Source organism: Streptomyces sp. NPDC059897 (assembly GCF_042730865.1).
Taxonomy (GTDB): domain Bacteria; phylum Actinomycetota; class Actinomycetes; order Streptomycetales; family Streptomycetaceae; genus Streptomyces.
Genome location: NZ_JBHWKQ010000034.1, coordinates 45,042 through 66,934 on the forward strand (window position 1 = coordinate 45,042; position 21,893 = coordinate 66,934).

Annotated in this window: 24 protein-coding genes and 1 riboswitch; of the genes, 13 read left to right on the forward strand and 11 right to left on the reverse strand. The window is 72.5% G+C overall.

Annotation, left to right across the window (positions count from 1 at the left end; all coding sequences use genetic code 11):
* Positions 1–92 precede the first annotated feature (92 nt).
* The 6 genes from ACFV9W_RS29595 (at position 93) to ACFV9W_RS29620 (ending at position 5,635) form a co-directional block, all read left to right on the forward strand.
* Complete coding sequence (locus ACFV9W_RS29595; protein ID WP_385766751.1) at positions 93–719, forward strand: TetR/AcrR family transcriptional regulator; 627 nt, start codon at positions 93–95, stop codon at positions 717–719.
* 79 nt (positions 720–798) lie between these two features.
* Entirely contained in the window at positions 799–1,785 is a 987-nt protein-coding gene (locus tag ACFV9W_RS29600) for a DEDDh family exonuclease (protein WP_385766754.1), read from the forward strand.
* A 103-nt stretch (positions 1,786–1,888) separates the two neighbouring features.
* Positions 1,889–2,122 carry a hypothetical protein gene (locus tag ACFV9W_RS29605; RefSeq protein WP_266721084.1) on the forward strand — a complete coding sequence of 78 codons (234 nt, stop codon included), beginning with the start codon at positions 1,889–1,891 and terminating at the stop codon, positions 2,120–2,122.
* 77 nt (positions 2,123–2,199) lie between these two features.
* Positions 2,200–2,997 carry an SURF1 family protein gene (locus ACFV9W_RS29610; RefSeq protein ID WP_385766757.1) on the forward strand — a complete coding sequence of 266 codons (798 nt, stop codon included), beginning with the start codon at positions 2,200–2,202 and terminating at the stop codon, positions 2,995–2,997.
* Between the two features lie 84 nt (positions 2,998–3,081).
* A complete protein-coding gene (locus tag ACFV9W_RS29615) occupies positions 3,082–4,875 on the forward strand; it encodes a glycoside hydrolase family 15 protein (protein WP_385766760.1) in 1,794 nt (597 codons plus the stop codon).
* A 4-nt stretch (positions 4,876–4,879) separates the two neighbouring features.
* Positions 4,880–5,635, forward strand: a complete 756-nt coding sequence (locus tag ACFV9W_RS29620) for an SDR family oxidoreductase (protein ID WP_385766762.1) — start codon at positions 4,880–4,882, stop codon at positions 5,633–5,635.
* A gap of 40 nt (positions 5,636–5,675) precedes the next feature.
* Here ACFV9W_RS29620 and amaP read toward each other — a convergent pair whose 3' ends face one another.
* The 5 genes from amaP to ACFV9W_RS29645 are packed head-to-tail and all read right to left on the reverse strand — an operon-like array spanning position 5,676 to position 7,957.
* A complete protein-coding gene (gene amaP, locus ACFV9W_RS29625; protein WP_385766764.1) occupies positions 5,676–6,263 on the reverse strand; it encodes an alkaline shock response membrane anchor protein AmaP in 588 nt (195 codons plus the stop codon).
* Positions 6,260–6,913 (reverse strand): DUF6286 domain-containing protein, encoded by a 654-nt coding sequence (locus tag ACFV9W_RS29630; RefSeq protein ID WP_385766767.1) that lies wholly within the window; start codon positions 6,911–6,913, stop codon positions 6,260–6,262. The genes amaP and ACFV9W_RS29630 overlap by 4 nt, the downstream gene beginning before the upstream one ends.
* Positions 6,910–7,254 (reverse strand): Asp23/Gls24 family envelope stress response protein, encoded by a 345-nt coding sequence (locus tag ACFV9W_RS29635; RefSeq protein ID WP_385766770.1) that lies wholly within the window; start codon positions 7,252–7,254, stop codon positions 6,910–6,912. The genes ACFV9W_RS29630 and ACFV9W_RS29635 overlap by 4 nt, the downstream gene beginning before the upstream one ends.
* Positions 7,255–7,257: 3 nt before the next feature.
* A complete protein-coding gene (locus ACFV9W_RS29640) occupies positions 7,258–7,443 on the reverse strand; it encodes a hypothetical protein (RefSeq protein ID WP_351336504.1) in 186 nt (61 codons plus the stop codon).
* 43 nt (positions 7,444–7,486) lie between these two features.
* Positions 7,487–7,957 carry an Asp23/Gls24 family envelope stress response protein gene (locus ACFV9W_RS29645; protein WP_385766774.1) on the reverse strand — a complete coding sequence of 157 codons (471 nt, stop codon included), beginning with the start codon at positions 7,955–7,957 and terminating at the stop codon, positions 7,487–7,489.
* A gap of 107 nt (positions 7,958–8,064) precedes the next feature.
* Here ACFV9W_RS29645 and ACFV9W_RS29650 point away from each other — a divergent pair, with 107 nt between their 5' ends.
* The gene (locus tag ACFV9W_RS29650; RefSeq protein ID WP_385766776.1) at positions 8,065–8,811 is read left to right on the forward strand and encodes a nucleopolyhedrovirus P10 family protein; all 747 of its coding nucleotides are present in this window, start codon (positions 8,065–8,067) and stop codon (positions 8,809–8,811) included.
* 100 nt (positions 8,812–8,911) lie between these two features.
* Here ACFV9W_RS29650 and ACFV9W_RS29655 read toward each other — a convergent pair whose 3' ends face one another.
* The 3 genes from ACFV9W_RS29655 to abc-f all read right to left on the reverse strand — a co-directional run bounded on the left by ACFV9W_RS29655 (position 8,912) and on the right by abc-f (position 11,996).
* Positions 8,912–9,703, reverse strand: a complete 792-nt coding sequence (locus ACFV9W_RS29655) for an enoyl-CoA hydratase/isomerase family protein (RefSeq protein ID WP_385766779.1) — start codon at positions 9,701–9,703, stop codon at positions 8,912–8,914.
* 137 nt (positions 9,704–9,840) lie between these two features.
* A complete protein-coding gene (locus ACFV9W_RS29660; RefSeq protein ID WP_006123601.1) occupies positions 9,841–10,062 on the reverse strand; it encodes a helix-turn-helix domain-containing protein in 222 nt (73 codons plus the stop codon).
* Positions 10,063–10,397: 335 nt separating this feature from the next.
* The gene (gene abc-f, locus ACFV9W_RS29665; protein ID WP_385766781.1) at positions 10,398–11,996 is read right to left on the reverse strand and encodes a ribosomal protection-like ABC-F family protein; all 1,599 of its coding nucleotides are present in this window, start codon (positions 11,994–11,996) and stop codon (positions 10,398–10,400) included.
* Positions 11,997–12,218: 222 nt separating this feature from the next.
* Here abc-f and ACFV9W_RS29670 point away from each other — a divergent pair, with 222 nt between their 5' ends.
* Positions 12,219–13,106, forward strand: a complete 888-nt coding sequence (locus ACFV9W_RS29670) for a neutral zinc metallopeptidase (RefSeq protein ID WP_385766848.1) — start codon at positions 12,219–12,221, stop codon at positions 13,104–13,106.
* Positions 13,107–13,124: 18 nt separating this feature from the next.
* Here ACFV9W_RS29670 and ACFV9W_RS29675 read toward each other — a convergent pair whose 3' ends face one another.
* The 3 genes from ACFV9W_RS29675 to ACFV9W_RS29685 all read right to left on the reverse strand — a co-directional run bounded on the left by ACFV9W_RS29675 (position 13,125) and on the right by ACFV9W_RS29685 (position 16,437).
* Positions 13,125–14,516 (reverse strand): hypothetical protein, encoded by a 1,392-nt coding sequence (locus ACFV9W_RS29675; protein ID WP_385766784.1) that lies wholly within the window; start codon positions 14,514–14,516, stop codon positions 13,125–13,127.
* A gap of 57 nt (positions 14,517–14,573) precedes the next feature.
* Positions 14,574–15,701 carry an alpha/beta hydrolase gene (locus tag ACFV9W_RS29680; RefSeq protein ID WP_385766787.1) on the reverse strand — a complete coding sequence of 376 codons (1,128 nt, stop codon included), beginning with the start codon at positions 15,699–15,701 and terminating at the stop codon, positions 14,574–14,576.
* 76 nt (positions 15,702–15,777) lie between these two features.
* A complete protein-coding gene (locus ACFV9W_RS29685; protein ID WP_385766789.1) occupies positions 15,778–16,437 on the reverse strand; it encodes a class II aldolase/adducin family protein in 660 nt (219 codons plus the stop codon).
* Between the two features lie 177 nt (positions 16,438–16,614).
* Here ACFV9W_RS29685 and ACFV9W_RS29690 point away from each other — a divergent pair, with 177 nt between their 5' ends.
* The 5 genes from ACFV9W_RS29690 to ACFV9W_RS29710 all read left to right on the forward strand — a co-directional run bounded on the left by ACFV9W_RS29690 (position 16,615) and on the right by ACFV9W_RS29710 (position 21,819).
* The gene (locus ACFV9W_RS29690) at positions 16,615–17,364 is read left to right on the forward strand and encodes a lysozyme (RefSeq protein WP_385766792.1); all 750 of its coding nucleotides are present in this window, start codon (positions 16,615–16,617) and stop codon (positions 17,362–17,364) included.
* 204 nt (positions 17,365–17,568) lie between these two features.
* Positions 17,569–18,843 carry an anion permease gene (locus ACFV9W_RS29695; RefSeq protein ID WP_385766795.1) on the forward strand — a complete coding sequence of 425 codons (1,275 nt, stop codon included), beginning with the start codon at positions 17,569–17,571 and terminating at the stop codon, positions 18,841–18,843.
* A 22-nt stretch (positions 18,844–18,865) separates the two neighbouring features.
* Entirely contained in the window at positions 18,866–19,087 is a 222-nt protein-coding gene (locus ACFV9W_RS29700) for a hypothetical protein (protein ID WP_385766797.1), read from the forward strand.
* Between the two features lie 129 nt (positions 19,088–19,216).
* A riboswitch (cobalamin riboswitch) is annotated at positions 19,217–19,290 on the forward strand.
* 58 nt (positions 19,291–19,348) lie between these two features.
* A complete protein-coding gene (locus ACFV9W_RS29705; protein ID WP_385766851.1) occupies positions 19,349–20,314 on the forward strand; it encodes a cobalamin biosynthesis protein in 966 nt (321 codons plus the stop codon).
* A complete protein-coding gene (locus ACFV9W_RS29710) occupies positions 20,311–21,819 on the forward strand; it encodes a cobyric acid synthase (RefSeq protein WP_385766800.1) in 1,509 nt (502 codons plus the stop codon). The genes ACFV9W_RS29705 and ACFV9W_RS29710 overlap by 4 nt, the downstream gene beginning before the upstream one ends.
* Positions 21,820–21,893: the final 74 nt, after the last annotated feature.

The window sequence follows — 21,893 nt, forward strand, 5'->3', positions numbered from 1 at the left end:
GCGGTCGTTCCGCGAGGCGCCTGTAACACAGTTACACCGGTGGCGATGAAGGGTAAAGACATGTGCACCGGACAGGCACGGGGAGGCGAGAAGTGGCCGCACGCGCACCGCTCACCCGCGAGGAGGTCGTCGCCGTCGCCGCCGGTCTCGTCAAGCAGCACGGCCCGCAGGCGCTCACCATGCGCAAACTCGCGGCCGAACTGGGCACGGCCGTCACGTCGATCTACTGGCACGTCGGCAACCGCGAGTCCCTGCTCGACGCCCTCGTGGAGCGCACGGTCGCCGACCTCGGCGGCTTCCGGCCGAGCGGCGCCACGCCGCAGGACCGCGTCATCTCCGTCGCCCGCACCCTGCGCCGCCGGCTGCGTGCCCATCCGCACCTGATCGCGATGGTCCACGAACGCGGCCTCACCGAGCGGATGTTCCTGCCCGCGCAGCAGGCCCTGGTGCACGAGGTGCACGCCGCAGGGCTGCGTGGCGCACCCGCCGCCGAGGCCGTGCGCGCGGTCCTCTTCCACGTCGTCGGCCACGTCCTCGTCGAGCGGAACCGGGAGCGCGCCCCGGCCCAGCACCCGCGCGAGGAGGAACTGTGGGGCGCGCGCACCGCGGAGGGGGACCGGGTGCTCGCCCGCGCGCTCGCCGCGCCCGCCGACCCGGAGCGGATCTTCACGACGTCCGTGCGCGCCCTGGTGAAATCGCTCCTGGACCCGCCCACTTGAGCCGCGACGTGATCCGCGACACGGCTCGCGGGGAAGGCGCCGACCGGAGTGTCAGTCGCGGCCCGTATCCTCTGGGACCATGCTCGAAGACCATCCGACCGCAGCGTCCGCAGCCTCCTGGCCGGCCGCGTATCCGAAGGGATACGCGGTCGTCGACGTGGAGACCACCGGCCTGTCCCGGGACGACCGGATCATCTCCGCCGCCGTCTACCGCCTGGACGAGCGGGGCGATGTCGAGGACCACTGGTACACGCTGGTCAACCCGCAGCGCGACCCAGGCCCCGTGTGGATCCACGGCCTGACGACGGACGTGCTCACGGCCGCCCCGCTGTTCCCGGACATCGCCGAGGAGTTCGCCGCCCGCCTCGCGGGCCGCGTCCTGGTCGCGCACAACGCGGTGTTCGACTGGTCGATGATCGCCCGCGAGTACGCGCGGGCGGAGCGCACCGCCCCGGTCCGCCAGCGCCTGTGCACCATCGCGCTCTCCAAGGAGCTGGGCCTGCCGCTGCCCAACCACAAGCTGGAGTCCCTCGCGGCGCACTTCGGCGTCGTCCAGGAGCACGCGCACAACGCGCTGGACGACGCGCGCGTGCTCGCGGAGGCGTTCCGCCCGAGCCTGCGCACGGCGGCGGCGGGGAACGTGCGGCTGCCGCTGCTCGAATGCCGCCCGCTCACCGAGTGGACGGAAGGTTCGGTGCCGCGCCAGTCCGGTTCCTCCGCCTACCGGGGCGGCGGCGGTGGCACCTGGCGCGCCTCCCGCAAGCGCCCCGCCTGCCCGTACCCGAACCCGGGCCGCTACGAGCCGGGCCTGCCGCTCAAGCAGGGCATGCGGGTGGCGTTCTCCGGTGACACGTCGGTCGACCGCGAGCTCCTGGAGGACCGGGCGGTCGACGCGGGCCTCCATGTGGCGACGAGCCTGTCGCGGCTCACCAGCCTCCTGGTGACCAATGACCCGGACTCGTACACGTCGAAGGTCGTGAAGGCGAAGCAGTTCGGGACGCCGGTGCTGGACGAGGCGGCGTTCGGGCAGCTGTTGCAGGACGTGGCCCCGGCGGACGCCAAGTAGGGCGGGCCCGGACTGTCCGTACGAGGGGCAGACGGGTGAACGCGGGGCGACTCGCCCCGCCACCGCTCGCCCCGGCCCCGCCCGGACGCCCACCCTGTGGCGCATGGCACGTTGTGAGGTCTGCGGAAACGACTACGGCATGTCCTTCGAGGTGCACGCGCAGGGCGCGGTGCACGTCTTCGACTGCTTCAGCTGCGCCATCCACCGCATGGCGCCGATCTGCGAGCACTGCCGGTGCCGCATCATCGGGCAGGGCGTCGAGGTCGACGGGCACTGGTTCTGCGGGGCGCACTGCTCCCGCGCGGAGGGGAAGGTGGGCATCGTCGACAACGTCTGAATCCTTCGGCACACGCCCGCCGCAATCGGGCGCACCCCACTGAAAGCACCCCATGCCCGCCGCTGTACGGTCATGGGGTGTACCGCTTCCTGTTGACCCGGCAGTGGGTGATCCTCACCCTGGTCGCCCTCGTCCTCATCCCCACGATGATCCGGCTGGGCATCTGGCAGATGGACCGCTACCACGAGCGCGACGCCCGGAACCAGCTGGTCACGGACGCGCTCAACGCGAAGTCCGTGCCCGTGGAGGACCTGGCGTCCCCGGACCACACCGTCACCAGCGACGAGCGGTACCGCTCGGTGACCGCGAAGGGCCGCTTCGACACCGACGACGAGCTCGTCGTGCGCCGCCGCGTCAACTCCAACGAAGAGGTCGGCTTCCACGTCCTGACCCCGTTCGTCCTGAAGGACGGCAAGGTCCTGCTGGTCAACCGCGGCTGGATCCCGGCGCCCGGGGCGCAGACCGCCTACCCGAAGGTGCCTGCACCGCCCCGCGGCGAGACCACCGTCACCGGCCGTCTGATGCCGAACGAGACGACCGAGGCCAGCGGCATCAAGGACCTCAAGGACCTGCCCGACCGGCAGATCATGCTGATCAACAGCAAGGAGCAGGCCGAGCGCCTCGGCAAAACGGTGCTCGGCGGCTACGTCGCCCAGACCGCGCCCGAGCCGAAGGGCCACACGCCCGAGCTGGTCGGAGCCCCCGGCAAGGAGGACTCCGCGCTGAACTACGCGTACGCGATCCAGTGGTGGCTGTTCGCCGCCGCGGTGCCCGTGGGCTGGGTGGTGCTGGTGCGGCGCGAGCTGCGGGAGCGGCGCCGCAAGGAAGAAGAGGCGGCCACGGCCGAGAGCGGGACGCCGGCCGCCGTCGCCTGACCGGACGCACATTCGGGGGCACGGCCGGGCGACGGCCGGAAACTCTCATGCAGCACCTCGCCGCTCACGGGGAACCCATGGCGTGTGCGCCCACATATCGAGGACTACGCCCTCATCGGTGACCACCAGACCGCCGCGCTCGTCGGCAGGGACGGGTCGATCGACTGGCTGTGCCTGCCCCGGTTCGACTCCCCCGCCTGCTTCGCCGCGCTGCTCGGCGGCGAGGACAACGGCCACTGGCGGCTCGCCCCCACAGGAGCGAAGGACTGCACCACGCGCGCGTACCGCTCCGGTTCCCTCGTGCTCGACACCGAGTGGGAGACCCCGGACGGCCGCGTCCGCGTCACCGACTTCATGCCGCAGCGCGACCGGGCCCCGGACGTCGTCCGGATCGTCGAGGGCCTCAGCGGACGCGTCACGATGCGCGGCACCCTGCGGCTGCGCTTCGACTACGGCTCCGTCGTGCCGTGGATGCGCCGCGCCGACGGGCACCGGGTCGCCGTCGCGGGTCCGGACTCGGCGTGGCTGCGCAGCGAACCGCGGGTCCACACCTGGGGCGAGGACTTCGGCACCCATTCGGAGTTCACGGTCGAGGCGGGCGAGACCGTCGCCTTCGTCCTGACCTGGCATCCCTCGCACGAGAAGCGCCCGCCGCTGATCGACGCCCACGAGTCGCTGCGGCACAGCCTGGAGGACTGGCGGGCGTGGACGGAGCACTGCACCTACGAAGGCCCGCACAAGGAGGCCGTGCTCCGCTCCCTGCTCACCCTCAAGACCCTCATCTACGCGCCGACCGGCGGCATCGTGGCCGCCCCCACCACCTCGCTGCCCGAGGAGATCGGCGGCGTACGGAACTGGGACTACCGGTACTGCTGGCTGCGCGACTCGACCCTGACGCTCGGCGCGCTGCTGTCGGCCGGCTACGTCGACGAGGCCGAGGCCTGGCGCGACTGGCTGCTGCGGGCCGCCGCGGGCGACCCGGCCGACCTGCAGATCATGTACGGCCTCGCGGGCGAGCGGCGGCTGCCCGAGCAGGAGCTCGACTGGCTGCGCGGCTACCGCGACTCGCGTCCCGTACGCGCGGGCAATGACGCCGCGCACCAGCTCCAGCTGGACGTGTACGGCGAGGTCGTCGACTCCCTCGCGCTCGCCCGCCGCGCGGGCCTGAAAGCCGGGTCGCACGCCTGGCGGCTCCAGTTGGCGCTGCTCGACTTCCTCGACGAGGCATGGCGCGAGCCCGACGAAGGGCTGTGGGAGGTGCGCGGGCCGCGCCGGCACTTCGTGCACTCGAAGGTGATGGTGTGGGTCGCCGCCGACCGCACCGTGCGCGCCATGGAGGACGATCCGAGTCTGCCCGGCGACATCGACCGGCTGCGCAAGCTGCGCGCCGCGGTCCACCGGGAGGTGTGCGAGCGCGGCTACGACGCGGAGCGCGGCACGTTCACCCAGTTCTACGGCTCGTCCGAACTGGACGCGGCCCTGCTGCTGATCCCCCGCGTCGGCTTCCTGCCACCGGACGACCCGCGCGTGATCGGCACGGTCGACGCGGTCCGCGACGAGCTGTCGTACGAGGGCTTCCTGCGCCGCTACAGCGCCGACGGGACCGGCGTGGACGGGCTGCCCGGTCAGGAGGGCGCGTTCCTGGTCTGCTCGTTCTGGCTCGCGGACGCGCTGCACATGACGGGGCGCGCGAAGGAGGCGCGCGAGCTGTTCGAACGGCTCGTGGCGCTGCGCAACGACGTGGGTCTGCTCGCCGAGGAGTACGACCCCGTGGCGGGCCGGCAGCTCGGCAACTTCCCGCAGGCGTTCAGCCACATCGGCCTCGTCGGCACGGCGCTGACCCTGTTCGGCACGGCGGACTCCGGAGGGGGAGGATAGGCCCATGGATCTTGGACTGAAGAACCGTGTGTACGTAGTCACCGGCGCGACGCGGGGCCTCGGCAACGCGGCCGCGCGCGAGCTGGTCGCCGACGGCGCGAAGGTCGTCATCAGCGGGCGCGACGAGCAGAAGGCGAAGGAGGCGGCGGCCGAGCTCGGCCCGAACGCGTACGGCGTCGCCGCCGACAACTCGGACCCGGACGTCGCCGAGCGCCTGATCGGGGCGGCACGCGAGCGGTTCGGATCCTTCGACGGGATCCTGGTGAGCGTCGGCGGGCCCGCGCCCGGCTTCGCCGCCGACAACACGGACGAGCAGTGGACGGCCGCGTTCGAGTCCGTGTTCCTCGGGGCGGTGCGGCTCGCGCGGGCCGCCGCCGAGCAGCTGGAGGAGGGCGGCGTCATCGGATTCGTGCTGTCCGGCTCCGTGCACGAGCCGATCCCCGGCCTGACCATCTCGAACGGGCTGCGCCCCGGGCTCGCCGGTTTCGCGAAGTCCCTGGCGAACGAGCTGGGGCCGCGCGGCATCCGCGTGATCGGGCTGCTCCCGGCGCGCATCGACACGGATCGCGTGCGCGAACTGGACGGCCTCGCGGCGGACCCGGAGGCGGCGCGGACGGCGCAGGAGTCCCGTATCCCGCTGCGGCGGTACGGGACTCCCCAGGAGTTCGGGCGGACCGCGGCGTTCTTCCTGTCCCCCGCCGCGTCCTACCTCACGGGTGTGATGCTGCCGGTGGACGGGGGCTTCCGGCACGGTTTCTGACGGTCGGCGCCAGGGAGGCAAAGCAGCAGGGCGGCAGGGCTCAACTGACCCGTTCCGCGCGGTGCTTGACCGCCCGCAGGCGGACCTCCGTCGGGAGTTCCGCGAGACCGGCGGAGTCCCTCGCCTGTTTCAGGGAGTCCTGGCTCAGCAGGCGCAGGGCCTCGCCGGGAACCGCGTGCGGCTCCAGGCTGAGGGTCGCGCGGGCCTGCGGAGCGGAGCGGCGGCCGATCAGCCGCACGCCGGCCCGGTCGACCCCGTCCAGGGACTCCGCACCACTCGCGAGGACGTTCTCCAGGGCCCGGCCCCGCAGCAGCGCCCCCTCGCCGTCGCCGCTGTCGACCAGCACCTCGGCGAGCCTGCGGCGCCGCAGCTGGGCCACCAGCCACCACAGGGCGAGCAGCACGACGACGCCGAGCACGGCGATCACCGTCGGCCAGAACCAGCCCTCGTCGTGCCAGCGCGCCCGGTCGGCATCGCTGACCAGCACGTCGTCCGGTCCGTCGTGGATCCACCACGACGGCGGCTTCGCCCCGAGCCCCACGGCGAGCACGGAGCCGCCGCCGAGCACGAGGACGAGCCCCAGCAGTCCGAGCACGATCCGGTTGACGGTCCTGAGCACGCCGCTCATCCCTTCTTCCCCGGCCGCGCGACCCGCACGGACAGACCGGGCGCCTTGCCGAGCCCCAGCGCCTTGATCCCGTCGCCGAGCGTGGCGTCCAGGTCGGTGCGTACGTCGTCGAGTTCACGGAAGTGCGAGAGCGCCCGCACGTCCACCTTGGAGCGCTTCACCCGGACCCTTACGGACTGCACGCCCGACACCTCCATGGCCCGGTCGCGCAGCACCATCGCCGCGGCGTCCCGGTGCAGCACCGCGCGGACGTCGGGGTGGGTGCGGCGCATCGGAAGCAGCGCGCGCAGCCCCGGCGTCACCGCGAGCAGGATCAGCCACAGGCCGAGCGCGGCCGCGACGCCCGCGCCGACGAGGACGGCGGTGTCGTCGAGGGTCCGGGTGGCGAGCTCGTCCGCGAGCGTCTGCCGCCACGACATGGACTCGCGGCCCGCCCGCACCGCGGCGACGTCGTAGAGCAGCAGTCCCGCGGCGGCCAGGATCACCAGGGCCACGAGCGCCGCCGGGACCCGCCGCGCCGCCCACAGGCGGCTCGCGTTCGGTTCGCTCTCCAGCGTGGGATGCGGTTCGTACGAGGCGGCGGACGCCGACTGGTCGAGCGTGCTGCCGTCCCGCTCGACCACCGGAATCGGCCGGGTGGGTTCACTCATCGGATTCTCCCCCGGTCCGTTCCACGGGTGTGCGCCGAGTGCAGCCGCTCGACCTGGACGGCCACCTCGGGCACTTCCATTCCCGCCAACTCCCTTACCCGCTGGGACACTTGGCGACGCACGGCGCCGCACTGGCGGCCGATGTCCGTCGGGTACTCCAGCTCGAGGCTGATCCGGACCCGGGCGCTGTCCTGCCGCACGGTGACCGTGGCGCTGGGCGCCGCACCGCCCTCAGGGACCCGGTCGACCGCCTCTCGTGCCGCGTGCGCGGCGATCTTCGCGACGACCCGGTCGGCGATCCGGGTCGCGCCGCGCTCGGCCGGCGCGACCTGTGCCGCCATCGGTCACCCCCGCCGATCGCCGCGCGAACGGAAGAACTCGCCGAACTCCAGGTCCCCTTCCAGGAACCGGCCCGCGACGAAGCCGATGGCGCCGAGCGCCGCCACCAGCAGGAAGGCCCCGAAGCCGCCGAAGTATCCGGCGAATCCGAGGGCCATGCCGGCGATCATGCCGACCACGGCCAGATTCATCGTGCGCTCCTCCTAGGGAAGCCCGTAGCTACGCGGACGGATCTCACTGGAGCCGGGACTCCGGCTCCTCGTCCTCCTCGTCCGGCAGCTTCACGTCGCTGACGGCGATGTTGACCTCGACGACCTCGAGCCCGGTCATGCGCTCGACGGCGACGATCACGTTCTCCCTGACGGCGCGCGCGGTGTCCGCGATCGACACGCCGTACTCGACGACGATCTCCAGATCGAGCGCCGTCTGTACCTCGCCGACCTCGGCCTTCACTCCGCGCGACACGGACTTGGCGCCGCCGGGGACCCGGTCGCGCACCGCGCCGAACGTGCGGGAGATACCGCTGCCCATGGCGTGCACGCCCTCGACGTCGCGCGCCGCGAGGCCCGCGATCTTCTCGACGACGCCGTCGGCGATGGTGGTCCGCCCCCGGCCTGCGGGGTCGCCGCCGCCCCGCTTGGTCACGTTGGTCTTCGCTGCGGCGGGAGCGGGCGTCTCGCCCGGCTTCTGCGCGGTGTCACTCATCGGGCCGTCCCCTCGGTGAAGTGGGATCTCGGTGGGGTGCTGCTTTCTTTTGCCCACATTAAGTGCGGTTGCGCGAAGGCGCGCTCGGTATGGGGCAGCCTGGGGCAATGACCGCTGATCGATGGACACAGGCAGTGCGTACGCAGCTCGGGCTCGGCAGATTGCTGCCGCTGGGTGGGCCACAGGACGGGGCGTGGGTCACGGAACCGGCGGCGGCACGGGCGCTGCGCCGTGCGGTGCAAGGGGTGCGCGGTGTGCGGCTGGGCGCGCTGCGCATCGGTCTCGCCGACCCCGACGAGGCGGCGCAGCCCGTGGTGCCGGCCCCGCCGAGCGCCCTGCCGCCGGGGGCCTTGCGGCTCACGGCGGACTGCGCGGCGACGGCCGAGGAACCGTTGCCGGTTGCAGCCGATCGGCTGAGGGAGGCGCTCGCGGGGGCGGCGGAGCGGGTGGGTCTTGTGGTGGCGGAGGTCGACCTCCAGGTCACGGCGCTGCTCGATGAGGAGGGCCGGGCGGAGGAGGAGGCTTCCGGTGCCGCCGGGGAGCCGGATTCCGGCGACCCGAAGCCGGCCGCGACCTCGGGGGACTCGGGGGATGCCGGGCGGGTGGCGGAAGCGGTGCTCGCGGTGCCGGGGGTCACGCGGCTGACCGGAGCGCTCGGTGGGCTGGGGCGGGCGGTCCACATCGAGGACCACCCGGCCGAGGCGGCTCTTCCGCGGCGCCATGTGCGGGTGGAGCTGGCGGTGGCGGCGGATGTCCGCGCGATCGAGGTGACCGGGGCCGTTCGGGCGGCCGTCGCCAAGGCGCTTCCGAACAATCCGACCGTCGCGGTGCTGGTCACCGACCTCACGACGTAGATCGCCCCCGCCGCCCCTACCCGTCCCATCCCTGGGGGCTGCGCCCCCGGACCCCCTGTCCTCAATCGCCGGACGGGCTGGGGTGGGTCGAGTGGTGGTGTCAGTCGCCCAAGCCCGCCAGGTCGCGCAGGCGGCGGCCCTGGGCGGCGCGTTCCGCGGTGCGCTGCTCGTCGAGGGTGCGGCCGGTGACGCCCTGGAGCAGCGCCTTCGTCTCGATCACGGCGTCGCGGGGCGCGGCGACGAGGGCCGCGACCAGGTCCTGGGCCGCGTCGGCGAGCTCGCCCGCGGGGACGGACACATTGGCAAGACCGCTGCGTACGGCCTCGTCGGCGTGGACGTAGCGGCCGGTGACGCAGATTTCGAGGGCGCGCGCGTAGCCGACCAGCGAGACGAGCGGGTGCGTGCCCGTCAGGTCCGGCACCAGGCCGAGGCTGGTCTCGCGCATGGAGAACTGCACGTCGTCGGCGACGACGCGCAGATCGCAGGAGAGGGCGAGCTGGAAGCCGGCCCCGATGGCATGCCCCTGCACCGCGGCGACGGTCAGGATGTCGCTGCGCCGCAGCCATGTGAACGCGTCCTGGTACTCGGCGATCGTCGCGTCGAGGACGTCGTCGTCACCGCGTGCCAGGTCGATGAAGGACGGCTCGCCGTCGAAGCCCTCGGGCGTGAAGGCCTGACGGTCGAGGCCCGCGGAGAAGGACTTGCCCTCACCGCGCACCACGACGACCCGCACGGACCCCGGCAGGGCACGCCCGGCCTCGCCCAACGCCCGCCACAGAGCGGGGCTCTGGACGTTGCGCTTGTCCGGGTTGGTCAGGCTGACCGTGGCGATCGCGTCGTCGACGGTGAGCCGGACGCCGTCCTTGTCGAGCAGCGGTGCGGGCTGGTTCATCTGGGCCTCCGGGTCTGCGCAGCCGTACGTCACGTAGTCGTACGAGACGTAAGTGACTGCACAGTAACCACCCGGCCGGACAGCGGACCGACCGGGTGGTCAGTTGGGCCCAGTGAGCCGAGCGAGCCCCGCGAGGGTCAGGCCGACGCGGCCTTCTTGCCTCGCGTGGCCCCGCCGCGACCGCGCAGCGTGACCCCGGATTCGCTCAGCATCCGGTGGACGAAGCCATACGAGCGGCCGGTCTCCTCGGCCAATGCCCGAATGCTCGCACCGGAGTCGTACTTCTTCTTCAGGTCTGCCGCGAGCTTGTCGCGCGCGGCTCCGGTTACCCGGCTGCCCTTCTTCAGAGTCTCGGCCACCCGTGCCTCCTCATGGGAAGTGCGCTCTGGATTTCCCATGATCACCCCTTGCGGCGTTCCTGGCCACCCATTCGGCAAGGTCCATAGACCCTCAATTCCGGGCTCGACGGGGATCCACACGAGTGGAATCCGGAATTCCGGCGGGGTTTCACGGCCCTCGAATGCGCCCGCGCGAAGGAAGCGCCAGGTCAGCCACGGGCCAGGCGCCGCAAGGGCGCCATGCACGACGCGGCCCCGAATTCCGTGCATGACACACCTGAGTACGAGGCGATCTCACCCAGATGAAGGATCACGGATCGGCCGAATGATCCAGATGGAGTGGATCAACGAGTGGATCAGGCGAGGGCCACGAGATCCGCGTACGTCTGGCCCCACAGGTCCTCGATGCCGTCCGGAAGCAGGATGATCCGCTCCGGCTGGAGGGCGTCCACGGCGCCCTCGTCGTGCGTGACGAGGACGACCGCACCCTTGTACGTGCGCAGCGCGCCGAGGATCTCCTCGCGGCTGGCCGGGTCGAGGTTGTTGGTGGGCTCGTCGAGGAGGAGGACGTTCGCGGACGACACGACGAGCGTGGCGAGCGCGAGGCGGGTCTTCTCGCCGCCGGAGAGGACCCCGGCCGGCTTGTCGACGTCGTCGCCGGAGAACAGGAACGAGCCGAGCGTCTTGCGCACCTGGATCAGGTCCAGGTCGGGGGAGGCGGAGCGCATGTTCTCCAGGACCGTGCGCTCCGGGTCGAGGGTCTCGTGCTCCTGCGCGTAGTAGCCGAGCTTGAGGCCGTGGCCCTCGATGACCTGGCCCGTGTCGGGCTTCTCGGCGCCGCCGAGGAGCTTGAGCAGGGTCGTCTTGCCCGCGCCGTTGAGGCCGAGGATGACGACGCGCGAGCCCTTGTCGATGGCCAGGTCGACGTCCGTGAAGATCTCCAGGGAGCCGTAGGACTTCGACAGGCCCTCGGCCATGAGCGGCGTCTTGCCGCACGGCGAGGGCTCGGGGAAGCGCAGCTTGGCGACCTTGTCGGACTGGCGGACCTCTTCGAGACCGGAGAGGAGCTTGTCGGCGCGCTTGGCCATGTTCTGCGCGGCGACGGTCTTGGTGGCCTTGGCGCGCATCTTGTCGGCCTGCGCGTTCAGCGTCGCGGCCTTCTTCTCGGCGTTCTGCCGCTCGCGCTTGCGGCGCTTCTCGTCCGCCTCGCGCTGCTGCTGGTAGAGCTTCCAGCCCATGTTGTAGACGTCGATCTGGGAGCGGTTGGCGTCCAGGTAGAAGACCTTGTTGACGACCGTCTCGACCAGCTCGACGTCGTGGGAGATCACGATGAAGCCGCCGCTGTACGTCTTGAGGTAGTCGCGCAGCCAGATGATCGAGTCCGCGTCCAGGTGGTTCGTGGGCTCGTCGAGGAGCAGCGTGTCCGCGTCCGAGAAGAGGATGCGGGCCAGCTCGATACGGCGCCGCTGACCGCCGGAGAGCGTGTGCAGGGGCTGGCCGAGCACGCGGTCGGGGAGGTTGAGCGCGGCGGCGATGGTGGCGGCCTCGGCCTCGGCGGCGTACCCGCCCTTGGTGAGGAACTCCGTCTCCTGGCGCTCGTACTGCCGCAGGGCCTTGGCCTGCGTGGCTCCCGAGCCGTTCGCGATGCGCTGCTCGTTCTCGCGCATCTTGCGCATCAGGACGTCGAGGCCGCGGGCCGAGAGGATGCGGTCGCGGGCCAGCACGTCGAGGTCGCCGGTGCGCGGGTCCTGCGGCAGGTAGCCGACCTCGCCGGAGCGCGAGATGGTGCCGCCGGCCGGCTGGCCCTCGCCCGCCAGGCACTTCGTGAGGGTCGTCTTGCCCGCGCCGTTGCGCCCGACGAGGCCGATGCGGTCGCCCTTGGCGACACGGAAGGAGGCGTTCTCGATGAGGATGCGCGCGCCGGCGCGCAGTTCGATACCCGAGGCGGTGATCAAGGGAGGTACTCCAGGACAGGATTAACGGCTGGTTGACAGGGCGGGGGCCAATCAGCGCCGCTAATGCACCCAGAGAAGGAACGTCATACGAACCAGTTTACCGGTGACGTGCAAGCGGTTTTCCCGGGCGCCCGCGTCCCCCGTTCGGCCCTCCGATCCGGCCCCGCTGACCAGGGACGTAACAGGATGAGGGGGTCGATGACCGGCGAGAAGGCGGTGCTCATGCAGTTCGACGACGACGCGCGTCTGGACACCTCGGAGGTCCAGGACGTGCGCGGCAGCCGGCTTCCCGGCGGGCGGGCCACCATGGGCGGCGGACTCGTGGGGGTGATCGCGCTCGTCCTCGGGCTGCTCTTCGGCACGGACCAGTTCGGGCTCTCCGACGGGACCACCGGGGCCCCCGCCGCTCAGATGTCCAGCGAGGCGCAGGTCCAGGAGCAGTGCCGCACGGGCTCCGACGCGAACAGCCGGCAGGACTGCCGGACCGTCGCCGTGGTCAACAGCGTGCAGGACTTCTGGGGAGCGGAGTTCGGGCGCAGGAGCGCCGCGTACACGCCCGCGTCGACGGTGTTCTTCACCAACCAGGTCGCCACCGCGTGCGGCTCGGCGACCTCGGCGGTCGGGCCGTTCTACTGCCCCGGCGACCGGCGGGTCTATCTCGATCTCGGCTTCTTCGACGAGCTGCGCACGAAGTTCGGTTCGAGCGGCGGGCCCTTCGCGCAGGCCTACGTCGTGGCGCACGAGTACGGGCACCACGTGCAGAACCTGATGGGCACGCTCACCCGCGCCCAGGACGGGCGTACGGGCGAGGACAGCAACGCGGTGAAGGTCGAACTGCAGGCGGACTGCTACGGGGGTGTGTGGGCGCGGCACGCGACGCGCACGCCCACCGAGTCCACCGGCAGGCCGCTGATCACGAGCCTGACCGACGCGGACATCCGCGACGGACTGGACGCCGCCGCGGCGGTCGGCGACGACCGGATCCAGGAGCGGTACCAGGGCCGGGTGACGCCGGAGACGTGGACGCACGGCTCGGCCGCCCAGCGCCAGCAGTGGTTCTACCGGGGCTTCGAGAGCGGCGACATGGCCCAGTGCAACACCTTCCGGTGAGACCGGGCCACTGACCTCCTACGCGCCGCCGGTGTGCACCTGGAAGGCCGCCCTGCGGACCGCCTTCGCGAGCGCCGGGTCGGGGTGCGCTGCGGCCAGCGCGACGAGCACCTGCACCGTGCGCGGATGCCCGACGGCCCGCACCTCCTCGATCAGCGCGGGCACCGTCGGCTGCACCGCGGCCTCCAAGTGCCGTACGAGGAGGGGGGCTTCGCCGTGGTCGGCGACGGCGGCGGCGGTGTCCACCCACAGCCAGGTCGCCTCCTCGCGGCTGAGGACCGTGTGCACGTCCTCCGGGTCGGCGCCCTCGTACTCGGCGAGCCACAGCAGGGCGTAGGGGCGCAGGTGCGGGTCGTCGGCGGCGCGCCGGACCTCGGGCTCGGCGGGGGCGCCGACGACGCGCAGCGCCTCGAAGGCGAGTCCGCGCAGCAGGGCGTCCTCGCCGCGGGCGGCGTCGAGGAGGTCGGTGACGGCGGTGCCGATGTCACGGGCGGCGAGCCAGGCCCGGTACTCGTCGCGCGCGGCCTTCGGGCGCAGGCGGGCGCAGCCGCGCAGCATGTCCTCGGCCGCCACCTCGATGTTCCCGGCCGGGGACTGGGCGGCGACGCAGATCTGCTCCAGCTTGACCCACACCGCCCAGCTGCCGAGCGGGGTGAGGGCGGCGTGCCCGTCCTCGTACGTGAGCGCGCCGACGGCGGCGAGGCCGCGCAGCGACCAGTCGAGCAGCGGGAGCAGCGGGGTGTCCTGCGGCGGAGTCGGCTCCGGCTGGGGCCCGAAGGGAATCTCGCAGCGTTCCGTGCGCAGCTCGGTGACGCGCTGGTCGAGCAGGTCCAGGAGCTGGGCGGCGGCGACCCGGTCCGCCATCAGCTGCAGGAAGCTCAGCAGTTGCGGCACCGCCTCGACGACCTCGGCCACCGCGGCGGGGCCGACCTCCTCCGGCGCCGGGTGCACCAGCGACCAGGCGTCGAACAGGGCGACCCAGCCGCGCAGCACGGCGGTGTCGTCGCGGTCCCAGGCGCGCAGCCGCCAGCCGGGCCGGGCGCTGGCTCCGTGCACCTCGACGAGCCCGGCGAGGCGGGCCGTGTCCCAGTCCGCGCGGACCTGATCGACCGTCAGTCCCAGCTCGTCCGCGGCGCGCAGGGCCGTCGCGTCGGCGAGGGTGCCCTTGCCGTCGCGGGCGGCCGTGCTGTTGCCGGGGCCGATCCTGGTGTCCGCCCAGCGGGCCACGCGGACGGCGGCGGCGAGGTCGCGGCGCGCGGCGCGGGCGAGCTCCGCGGGCGGTGGGGTGCCCTCCGGTGGGCGGGGTGCGGGACGGCGTGCGGCGACCGGCCGCGGGGTCGGGGCGGCCAGGGGCTGGCGGCGCGGGCTGACGAGTCGGAGCCGGGAGTCGCGCGGGGTACGGGACGTCACGAAGGGCAGTCTCCCGGTTGACCCTGCCAATTCCCAAACGGGGGCCCTGTACTGCCGTTACATCAACGGCGTCAGGAACCTTCGCAGCGCCTCCTCGTAGCCCTTCGAATCCGCGTTCCACATCGCGTTGTGCGGGGCCTGTTCCACCTCGTGGAGGGTGACCAGGTCCGGGCGGCGGTCCGCCAGGCGGCGGGAGAGCGCCCACGGGGACACCTCGTCGCCGGGGCCGTGGATCAGCAGCGTGGGGACCTTGAGGGTGCGCGGGTCCGCGGTCTGCGAGAGGCGGTCGCCGGTCAGGCCCGTGCGGCCCTGCGCGGCGCGGACCGCGAGCGGGAGCAGCGGGCCCGGGGTGCGGCGGGCGCGGGCCAGGGCGCGCAGCGTCGCCTCCCAGCTGAGCACCGGCGAGTCGAGGACGAGGCCCTTGATCCGGTCGCGCAGCGCCGAGTGGGCCGCCGCGTGCAGGGCCATCGCGGCGCCCGTCGACCAGCCGAGCACGATGACGTCGCGGGCGCCGTAGCGCACGGCGTAGCGGATCGCCGCGTCCAGGTCGCGCCACTCCGTCTCGCCCAGGTGGTTCAGGCCGTCCGGGGAGCGGGGCGCGCCGAGGTCGCCGCGGTAGGCGAGGTCGAGCACCGGGAACTGGTGGCGGTGCAGGAACTCCATGAGGTTCATGGGGTGTTCGCGGGTGGTGCCGAGCCCGTGCACGGCGATCACCCAGGTGTCGCGGGTGCCGGGCAGGAACCAGGCGGGCAGCGCGCCGAGTTCGCCGGGCACGTCGACGTCGGCGTGGTCGAGGCCGAGCGCGGCCTTGGGGTCGCCGATGTGCACCTGGGGCGTGAGCCAGGCCCTGGCGCCGGGTTCGAGCGTCCCGTGGGTGACCCGCTCCAGGCGGCGTACGACGGTGTCGGCGGAGGTCGTGGCCGATTCGAGGACCGGGCCGACCACCGCGTGGTAGCCGTCGCCCTGCAGCCCGTACCTGCCGGGTCGCAGCGAGGCCAGGTCGCGGGTCAGGGTGACCTGGCCCGCGGCGGTGGCGTGCACGGTGAGTCTCGGCTCGGTGGGCAGCGGGCGGCCGGCGGGCGCCTTGAGCGCTGCGTCGCTGGCCAGGCGGCCCGCGGCGATCGCGGCGGCCGAGGCCCCCAGGGCGGCGGTGACGGCAGCGGCCGTCGCTTTGGCGGTGCGCACCCGTCCAGTGTCGGCTCCCGGGCCCGCCCCGGCCAGTGGGGCGACGGCCACGGGTGACGCGAACGGCGCGTACCGGTCAGCGGGCGCCCTGCTGCCCGTATCCGCCGAGCCGCTCCCCCACCTCGCGCAACTGCTCCCCGGTCAGCAACGAAGGGGTGCGGCCGGGGACGGAGTGGGCGGTGAGCCACAGGCGGCACATCCACTCCAGTTGTGCGGTGCGGTCGTATGCGGCGGCGAGGGTGGCTCCGTATGTGAGCGCGCCGTGGTTCTGCAGCAGGCATCCCGTGCGGTCGGCCAGGGCGAGCAGCATGTTCTCGGCCAACTCCCGCGTGCCGTACGTGGCGTAGGGGGCGACGCGGACGGGGCCGCCGAGCGCCGCCGTCATGTAGTGCACGGGCGGGAGCTCGGACACGAGCGTCGAGACCGCGGTGGCGTGCACGGCGTGGGTGTGCACGACGGCGCGGGCGTCGGTGTGCCGGTAGACGGCGAGGTGCATCGGGAGCTCGCTGGTCGGCCTCAGGGTGCCGGCCCGGCGCTCGCCGTCGAGGCCGACGGCGAGGAGATCGTCCGGGCCGAGTTCGTCGTAGGGGACGCCGGTCGGGGTGACGAGCACGGTGTCGCCCACCCGCGCCGAGACATTGCCCGAGGTCCCGACGACCAGGCCGTCGGCCACCGTCCGGCGGGCCGTCGCCACCAGGTCCTGCCATGCCGCGTCGAGTTCCCGGAGCTGTGTCATGGCGCGCATCCTGCCAGCCACTTGGCGGAGGCCGAACCTCCGGAATACCCCATATGGGGATTGATCACTCTCCGATGTTGTTTGGCCGACCTTGACCGGGTAATTGATGATCTCTCGCTACTCTCTGGGGGTTCCCTGGGGATTTGTCATGCACGTCGTCACTTTCGGGGGGTATCCATGGCTCTCAGCCGCACCTCGTCCCCGCGACGCCGCCGCGTCGCCGCGTTCACCTCCGTCGCCGCACTGACCATCGGCGGCACCCTGCTCGCGGAGCTGCCGGCCCAGGGCGCGGGCAAGCCGCGCGGGCACGACGTCTCGTCGCACCAGAAGAACGTGAACTGGCAGAAGGCCAGGAACAACGGCGCCCGGTTCGTCTACGTCAAGGCGACCGAGTCGACGAACTACCGCAACCCCTACTTCTCCCAGCAGTACAAGGGCGCCCGGAACGCCGGCATCATCCGCGGGGCGTACCACTTCGCACTGCCGAACAAGTCCTCCGGCAAGGCGCAGGCCTCGTACTTCGTGCGCAACGGCGGGGCGTGGCGGCGCGACGGCTGGACGCTGCCGCCCGCGCTCGACATGGAGTACAACCCGTACGGCAAGGGCAAGCACCCCTGCTACGGGCTGCGGAAGTCCACACTGGTGTCCTGGATCAAGTCCTTCAGCGACCAGGTCGTGCGCAGCACGGGACGCCGTCCGGTCATCTACACGAACGCGCGATGGTGGAAGCAGTGCACCGGGAACAGCCGGGCCTTCGCCACCAACCACGCGTTGTGGCTCGCCCGGTACGACCGGAGCGCGGGCGCACTACCGGCGGGCTGGGGCTACTGGACGTTCTGGCAGCACGCCGACCGCGGCCGGCTGCCGGGTGATCAGAATCTCTTCAACGGCTCGATGTCCCAGCTCAAGCGGTTCGCGCAGGGGTAGTCGAAAGACCCGGCCGAAGGTCCCCGGAGCCCAGTATTCCGGGGCCGAGGGCACCTCGAACCGGAACCCGGGGCGCCGCCTCCCGTCAAGCGGAGCGAGCGCCCTCCGGTTCGGGTCACCGCGGCGCCCGTCCCAGTTCATCTTCCGTTCACTCGGGCTCTTTACGTTCCAACTGCCACTGACGTCCAACCGAAGCCTGGGTAAATGGAACACATCACGCTGCTCCTAGCGATCGTGATCGTTACCGCGCTGGTCTTTGATTTCACCAACGGTTTCCACGACACCGCCAACGCGATGGCCACGACCATCTCGACAGGCGCCCTCAAGCCGAAGACGGCGGTGGCCATGTCCGCCGTGCTGAACCTCGTCGGAGCGTTCCTTTCCGTCGAAGTCGCCAAGACCATCTCCGGCGGCATCATCAATGAGGACGGCCTCAAAACAGAGGTCATCTTCGCGGCGCTGGTAGGCGCCATCCTCTGGAATCTGCTGACCTGGCTGCTCGGCCTGCCGTCCAGCTCCTCGCACGCCCTGTTCGGTGGCCTCATCGGCGCCGCGGTCATGTCGATGGGCTGGTCCTCGGTCAACGGCGGCACCGTCGTCACCAAGGTGCTGCTGCCCGCGGTGGCCGCGCCGCTCGTCGCCGGCATCGCCTCGATGCTGGCCACCCGCCTCACGTACCGCATCAGCAGGAAGACGGACGAGAAGGCGACCGCCAAGGGCTACCGCGCCGGGCAGATCGCCTCCGCGGGCCTCGTCTCCCTCGCGCACGGCACGAACGACGCGCAGAAGACGATGGGCATCATCACCCTCGCCCTGATCACCGGCGGCGTCATCGCGCCGGACGCCGACCCGCCGATGTGGGTCATCGTCTCCGCCGGTGTGGCCATCGCCCTCGGCACGTACCTGGGCGGCTGGCGCATCATCCGCACCATGGGCAAGGGCCTCACCGAGCTCGCCCCGCAGCAGGGCTTCGCCGCGCAGACCAGCGCCGCGACGGCGATCCTCGCCTCCTCGCACATCGGCTTCTCCCTCTCCACCACGCAGGTCTGCTCCGGCGGTGTGATGGGTGCGGGCCTCGGCCGCAAGGGCGGCGTCGTCCGCTGGTCGACCGCCTCCCGGATGTTCATCGCGTGGGGTCTGACGCTGCCGGCCGCGGGCCTGGTGGGCGCGGGCGCCGAGTTCCTGACCAAGCAGGGCCCGTGGGGCATCGGCCTCACCGCCGCGCTGCTCGTGATCGGCTCCGCGGTCATCTGGAAGCTGTCGCGCCGCAACTCCATCGACCACACCAACGTCACGGCGGACGAGCCGCACGCCCCCTCCGCACAGGAGGCTCCGGGCGTCGTCACGACCGCGATGGCCTCGGTCACCCCGCCGCCGGCGGGCACGGTCGAGTCGGCCGAGTCCGAGGCGAAGAACACCGAGCGGCCGAAGGCCGGAGCGGTGAACGACCCCGCGCGCGCCGCCGGCGCCACGCTGTAGTTCAGAAGGAAGCAGGACAGGTATGAAGATCGACTGGGCGGCCCTCGGCTCCGTCTTCGGTGTCTCGCTCGTGGTCACCGTGGCCCTCGTCGGCCTGTTCACCCTCGGCATCGTCGCCCTCTCCAAGCGGGAGTCCGCGGCGCGCGAGGGCGGCTCGGCGGCGGTCGCGACGTCCGGCGCCTACGTCTGCTTCGCCCTGTGCGCGGCGGCCGTGGCCTACGGGATCTATCTGATCGTGGCCTGACAGGCCCCGATGACGCACCGATGGGGTGCGGGACGTACGACGTCCCGCACCCCATCCGCGTACTGAACAGCAAGTTGACGTGCCAACTCGGAGCGTGGTGGACTTCCCCCGCCATATACGGCAGCAGCTGAGGAAGCCGGTGCGAATCCGGCGCGGTCCCGCCACTGTGAGCCCCCTTCTCCAAAGGGGCGAGCCAGGAACTCTCGCTGCCGGTCTCTTCGAACCAGGGCGTGGACACCCTGAGTGAGGACACCCACCGCCATGTTCGCCCCGCGCGGCACTTGGCGGCACGAGCGCGTGTACGCGTGCGGTGCCGCCGCCGGAATCTTCACCGACCTTCTTCTTGGTGATCCGCGCCGAGGGCACCCCGTAGCCGGATTCGGCCGCGCCGCCGCGGCCGTCGAGCGCGGGCTGTGGCGCGACCACCGCGGCGCGGGCGCCCTGCACACCGTGGTGTGTGCCGGAGGCGCCGCCGCTCTCGCCGCCGTCGCCACCCGTGCCGTACGCCGCTCCCCCGCCGCCTCCGTCGCGCTGACGGCCGCCGCCACCTGGGCCGTCGTCGGCGGCACCTCGCTGGGCCGCGAGGCGCGCGGCGTGGGGTCCGCCCTGGAGGCCGGGGACGTGGAGCTCGCGCGGGAGCTGCTGCCCCGGCTGTGCGGCCGTGACCCGCAGGGGCTGGATGCCGAGGGCATCGCCCGCGGCGTCGTCGAGTCCGTCGCCGAGAACACCTCCGACGCTGTCGTGGGCGCGCTCGTGTGGGGCGCGCTCGGCGGGGTGCCGGGGCTTGTCGCCTTCCGCGCGGTGAACACGCTCGACGCGATGGTCGGGCACAAGTCCTCGAAGTACCGGCGGTTCGGCTGGGCCTCGGCCCGCCTCGACGACGTGGCCGGCTGGCCGGGAGCGCGCCTGACCGGCGCCCTCGCCGTACTCGCCGGTGGCAGGCCACGCCAGGCGCTGGAGGCGTGGCGGACGGACGCGCGGCGTCATCCCAGCCCGAACGCGGGCGTCGTCGAGTCCTCCTTCGCGGGCGCGCTCGGGGTGCGGCTCGGCGGGACCCTGGCGTACGGCGGGCGGGTCGAGCACCGGCCGGTGCTGAACGCGCCGGGGCGGGCGGTCGAGGTGCGTGATGTGGATCGGGCCGTGCGCTTGTCACGGCGGGTGTCTCTGTTGGCGTTGGGAGTCTGTGTGGGTGCGCGACTGGCTGTACGAGCGCGGGGGCGGCGATGACGGGCGGCGGGCTGCTCGTCGCGGGGACCACCTCCGACGCCGGGAAGAGTGTCGTCACCGCCGGGATCTGCCGGTGGCTGGTGCGGCAGGGCGTGAAGGTCGCGCCGTTCAAGGGCCAGAACATGTCCCTGAACTCGTTCGTGACCCGCGAGGGCGCCGAGATCGGGCGGGCGCAGGCCATGCAGGCGCAGGCCGCCCGGGTCGAGCCGAGCGCGCTCATGAACCCCGTACTGCTGAAGCCGGGCAGCGACCGCAGCAGCCAGGTCGTCCTCATGGGCAAGCCCGTGGGCGAGCTCAGCGCGCGGGGCTACCACGGTGGGCGGCAGGCCTCGCTGATGGACACCGTCGTCGGGTGCCTGGAGGAGCTGCGGGCCACCCACGACGCCGTGATCTGCGAGGGCGCCGGGTCGCCCGCCGAGATCAATCTGCGCCGCACCGACATCGTGAACATGGGGCTCGCGCGGGCCGCACGCCTTCCGGTGCTCGTGGTGGGCGACATCGACCGGGGCGGGGTCTTCGCCTCGTTCTTCGGGACGACGGCGCTGCTCGCTCCCGAGGACCAGGAGCTGCTCGCCGGGTACCTCGTCAACAAGTTCCGGGGCGACGTGAGCCTGCTGGAACCCGGGCTCGACATGCTCAAGTCCCTTACGGGGCGCGACACTTACGGCGTTCTGCCGTTCCAGCACGGGCTCGGCATCGACGAGGAGGACGGGCTCCGGGTGTCCCTGCGGGGCGCCGTACGGGAGTCGCTCGTGGCGCCGCCGGTGGGCGAGGACGTGCTGCGGGTCGCCGTGTGCGCGGTGCCGCTGATGTCGAACTTCACCGATGTGGACGCGCTGGCCGCCGAGCCGGGTGTCGTCGTGCGGTTCGTCGACCGGGCCGAGGAGCTCGTCGACGCCGATCTCGTCGTGGTGCCGGGGACGCGTGGCACCGTGCGGGCGCTCGACTGGCTGCGCGAGCGGGGGCTCGCGGACGCCCTTGCGCGGCGGGTGGCCGAGGGCCGTCCCGTGCTCGGCATCTGCGGTGGCTTCCAGCTGCTCGGCGAGACCATCGAGGACGAGGTCGAATCGCGGGCCGGGACCGTCGACGGGCTCGGGCTGCTTCCCGTACGTGTGCGGTTCGAGGTGGAGAAGACCCTCGCGCGGCCGGTCGGCGAGGCGCTCGGCGAGCACGTCGAGGGGTACGAGATCCATCACGGGGTCGCCGAGGTGCTGGGCGGAGAAACCTTCCTGGACGGGTGCCGGGTCGGGGCCGTGTGGGGGACGCACTGGCACGGGTCGCTGGAGTCGGACGGGTTCCGGCGGGCGTTTCTGCGGGCTGTCGCCGATGCGGCCGGGCGGCGGTTCGTGCCGGCGCCGGACACGTCGTTCGAGGCGCTTCGGGAGGAGCAGCTCGATCGGCTCGGGGATCTGATCGAGCGGCATGCGGATACGGGGGCGTTGTGGCGGTTGATCGAGGGTGGGGCTCCGGGCGGGTTGCCGTTCGTGCCGCCGGGGGCGCCGTGATGGGAAGTCGCCCCCGCCGCCCCTTCCCGTCCCGTCCCCGGGGGCTGCGCCCCCGGACCCCCGAAAAGATTGCG

Excerpts from the sequence above, each read along its gene's own strand:
- ACFV9W_RS29605 (WP_266721084.1), top strand. The coding sequence starts at position 1,889 with ATGGCACGTTGTGAGGTCTGCGGAAACGACTACGGCATGTCCTTCGAG.
- ACFV9W_RS29685 (WP_385766789.1), bottom strand. The coding sequence starts at position 16,437 with ATGACACAGCTCCGGGAACTCGACGCGGCATGGCAGGACCTGGTGGCG.
- ACFV9W_RS29710 (WP_385766800.1), top strand. The coding sequence starts at position 20,311 with ATGACGGGCGGCGGGCTGCTCGTCGCGGGGACCACCTCCGACGCCGGG.
- ACFV9W_RS29650 (WP_385766776.1), top strand. The coding sequence starts at position 8,065 with ATGACCGCTGATCGATGGACACAGGCAGTGCGTACGCAGCTCGGGCTC.
- ACFV9W_RS29635 (WP_385766770.1), bottom strand. The coding sequence starts at position 7,254 with ATGGCGGCACAGGTCGCGCCGGCCGAGCGCGGCGCGACCCGGATCGCC.
- ACFV9W_RS29620 (WP_385766762.1), top strand. The coding sequence starts at position 4,880 with ATGGATCTTGGACTGAAGAACCGTGTGTACGTAGTCACCGGCGCGACG.
- ACFV9W_RS29630 (WP_385766767.1), bottom strand. The coding sequence starts at position 6,913 with ATGAGTGAACCCACCCGGCCGATTCCGGTGGTCGAGCGGGACGGCAGC.
- ACFV9W_RS29655 (WP_385766779.1), bottom strand. The coding sequence starts at position 9,703 with ATGAACCAGCCCGCACCGCTGCTCGACAAGGACGGCGTCCGGCTCACC.
- ACFV9W_RS29690 (WP_385766792.1), top strand. The coding sequence starts at position 16,615 with ATGGCTCTCAGCCGCACCTCGTCCCCGCGACGCCGCCGCGTCGCCGCG.
- ACFV9W_RS29640 (WP_351336504.1), bottom strand. The coding sequence starts at position 7,443 with ATGAATCTGGCCGTGGTCGGCATGATCGCCGGCATGGCCCTCGGATTC.
- ACFV9W_RS29700 (WP_385766797.1), top strand. The coding sequence starts at position 18,866 with ATGAAGATCGACTGGGCGGCCCTCGGCTCCGTCTTCGGTGTCTCGCTC.
- ACFV9W_RS29695 (WP_385766795.1), top strand. The coding sequence starts at position 17,569 with ATGGAACACATCACGCTGCTCCTAGCGATCGTGATCGTTACCGCGCTG.
- ACFV9W_RS29645 (WP_385766774.1), bottom strand. The coding sequence starts at position 7,957 with ATGAGTGACACCGCGCAGAAGCCGGGCGAGACGCCCGCTCCCGCCGCA.
- ACFV9W_RS29670 (WP_385766848.1), top strand. The coding sequence starts at position 12,219 with ATGCAGTTCGACGACGACGCGCGTCTGGACACCTCGGAGGTCCAGGAC.
- ACFV9W_RS29600 (WP_385766754.1), top strand. The coding sequence starts at position 799 with ATGCTCGAAGACCATCCGACCGCAGCGTCCGCAGCCTCCTGGCCGGCC.
- amaP (WP_385766764.1), bottom strand. The coding sequence starts at position 6,263 with ATGAGCGGCGTGCTCAGGACCGTCAACCGGATCGTGCTCGGACTGCTG.
- ACFV9W_RS29705 (WP_385766851.1), top strand. The coding sequence starts at position 19,349 with ATGTTCGCCCCGCGCGGCACTTGGCGGCACGAGCGCGTGTACGCGTGC.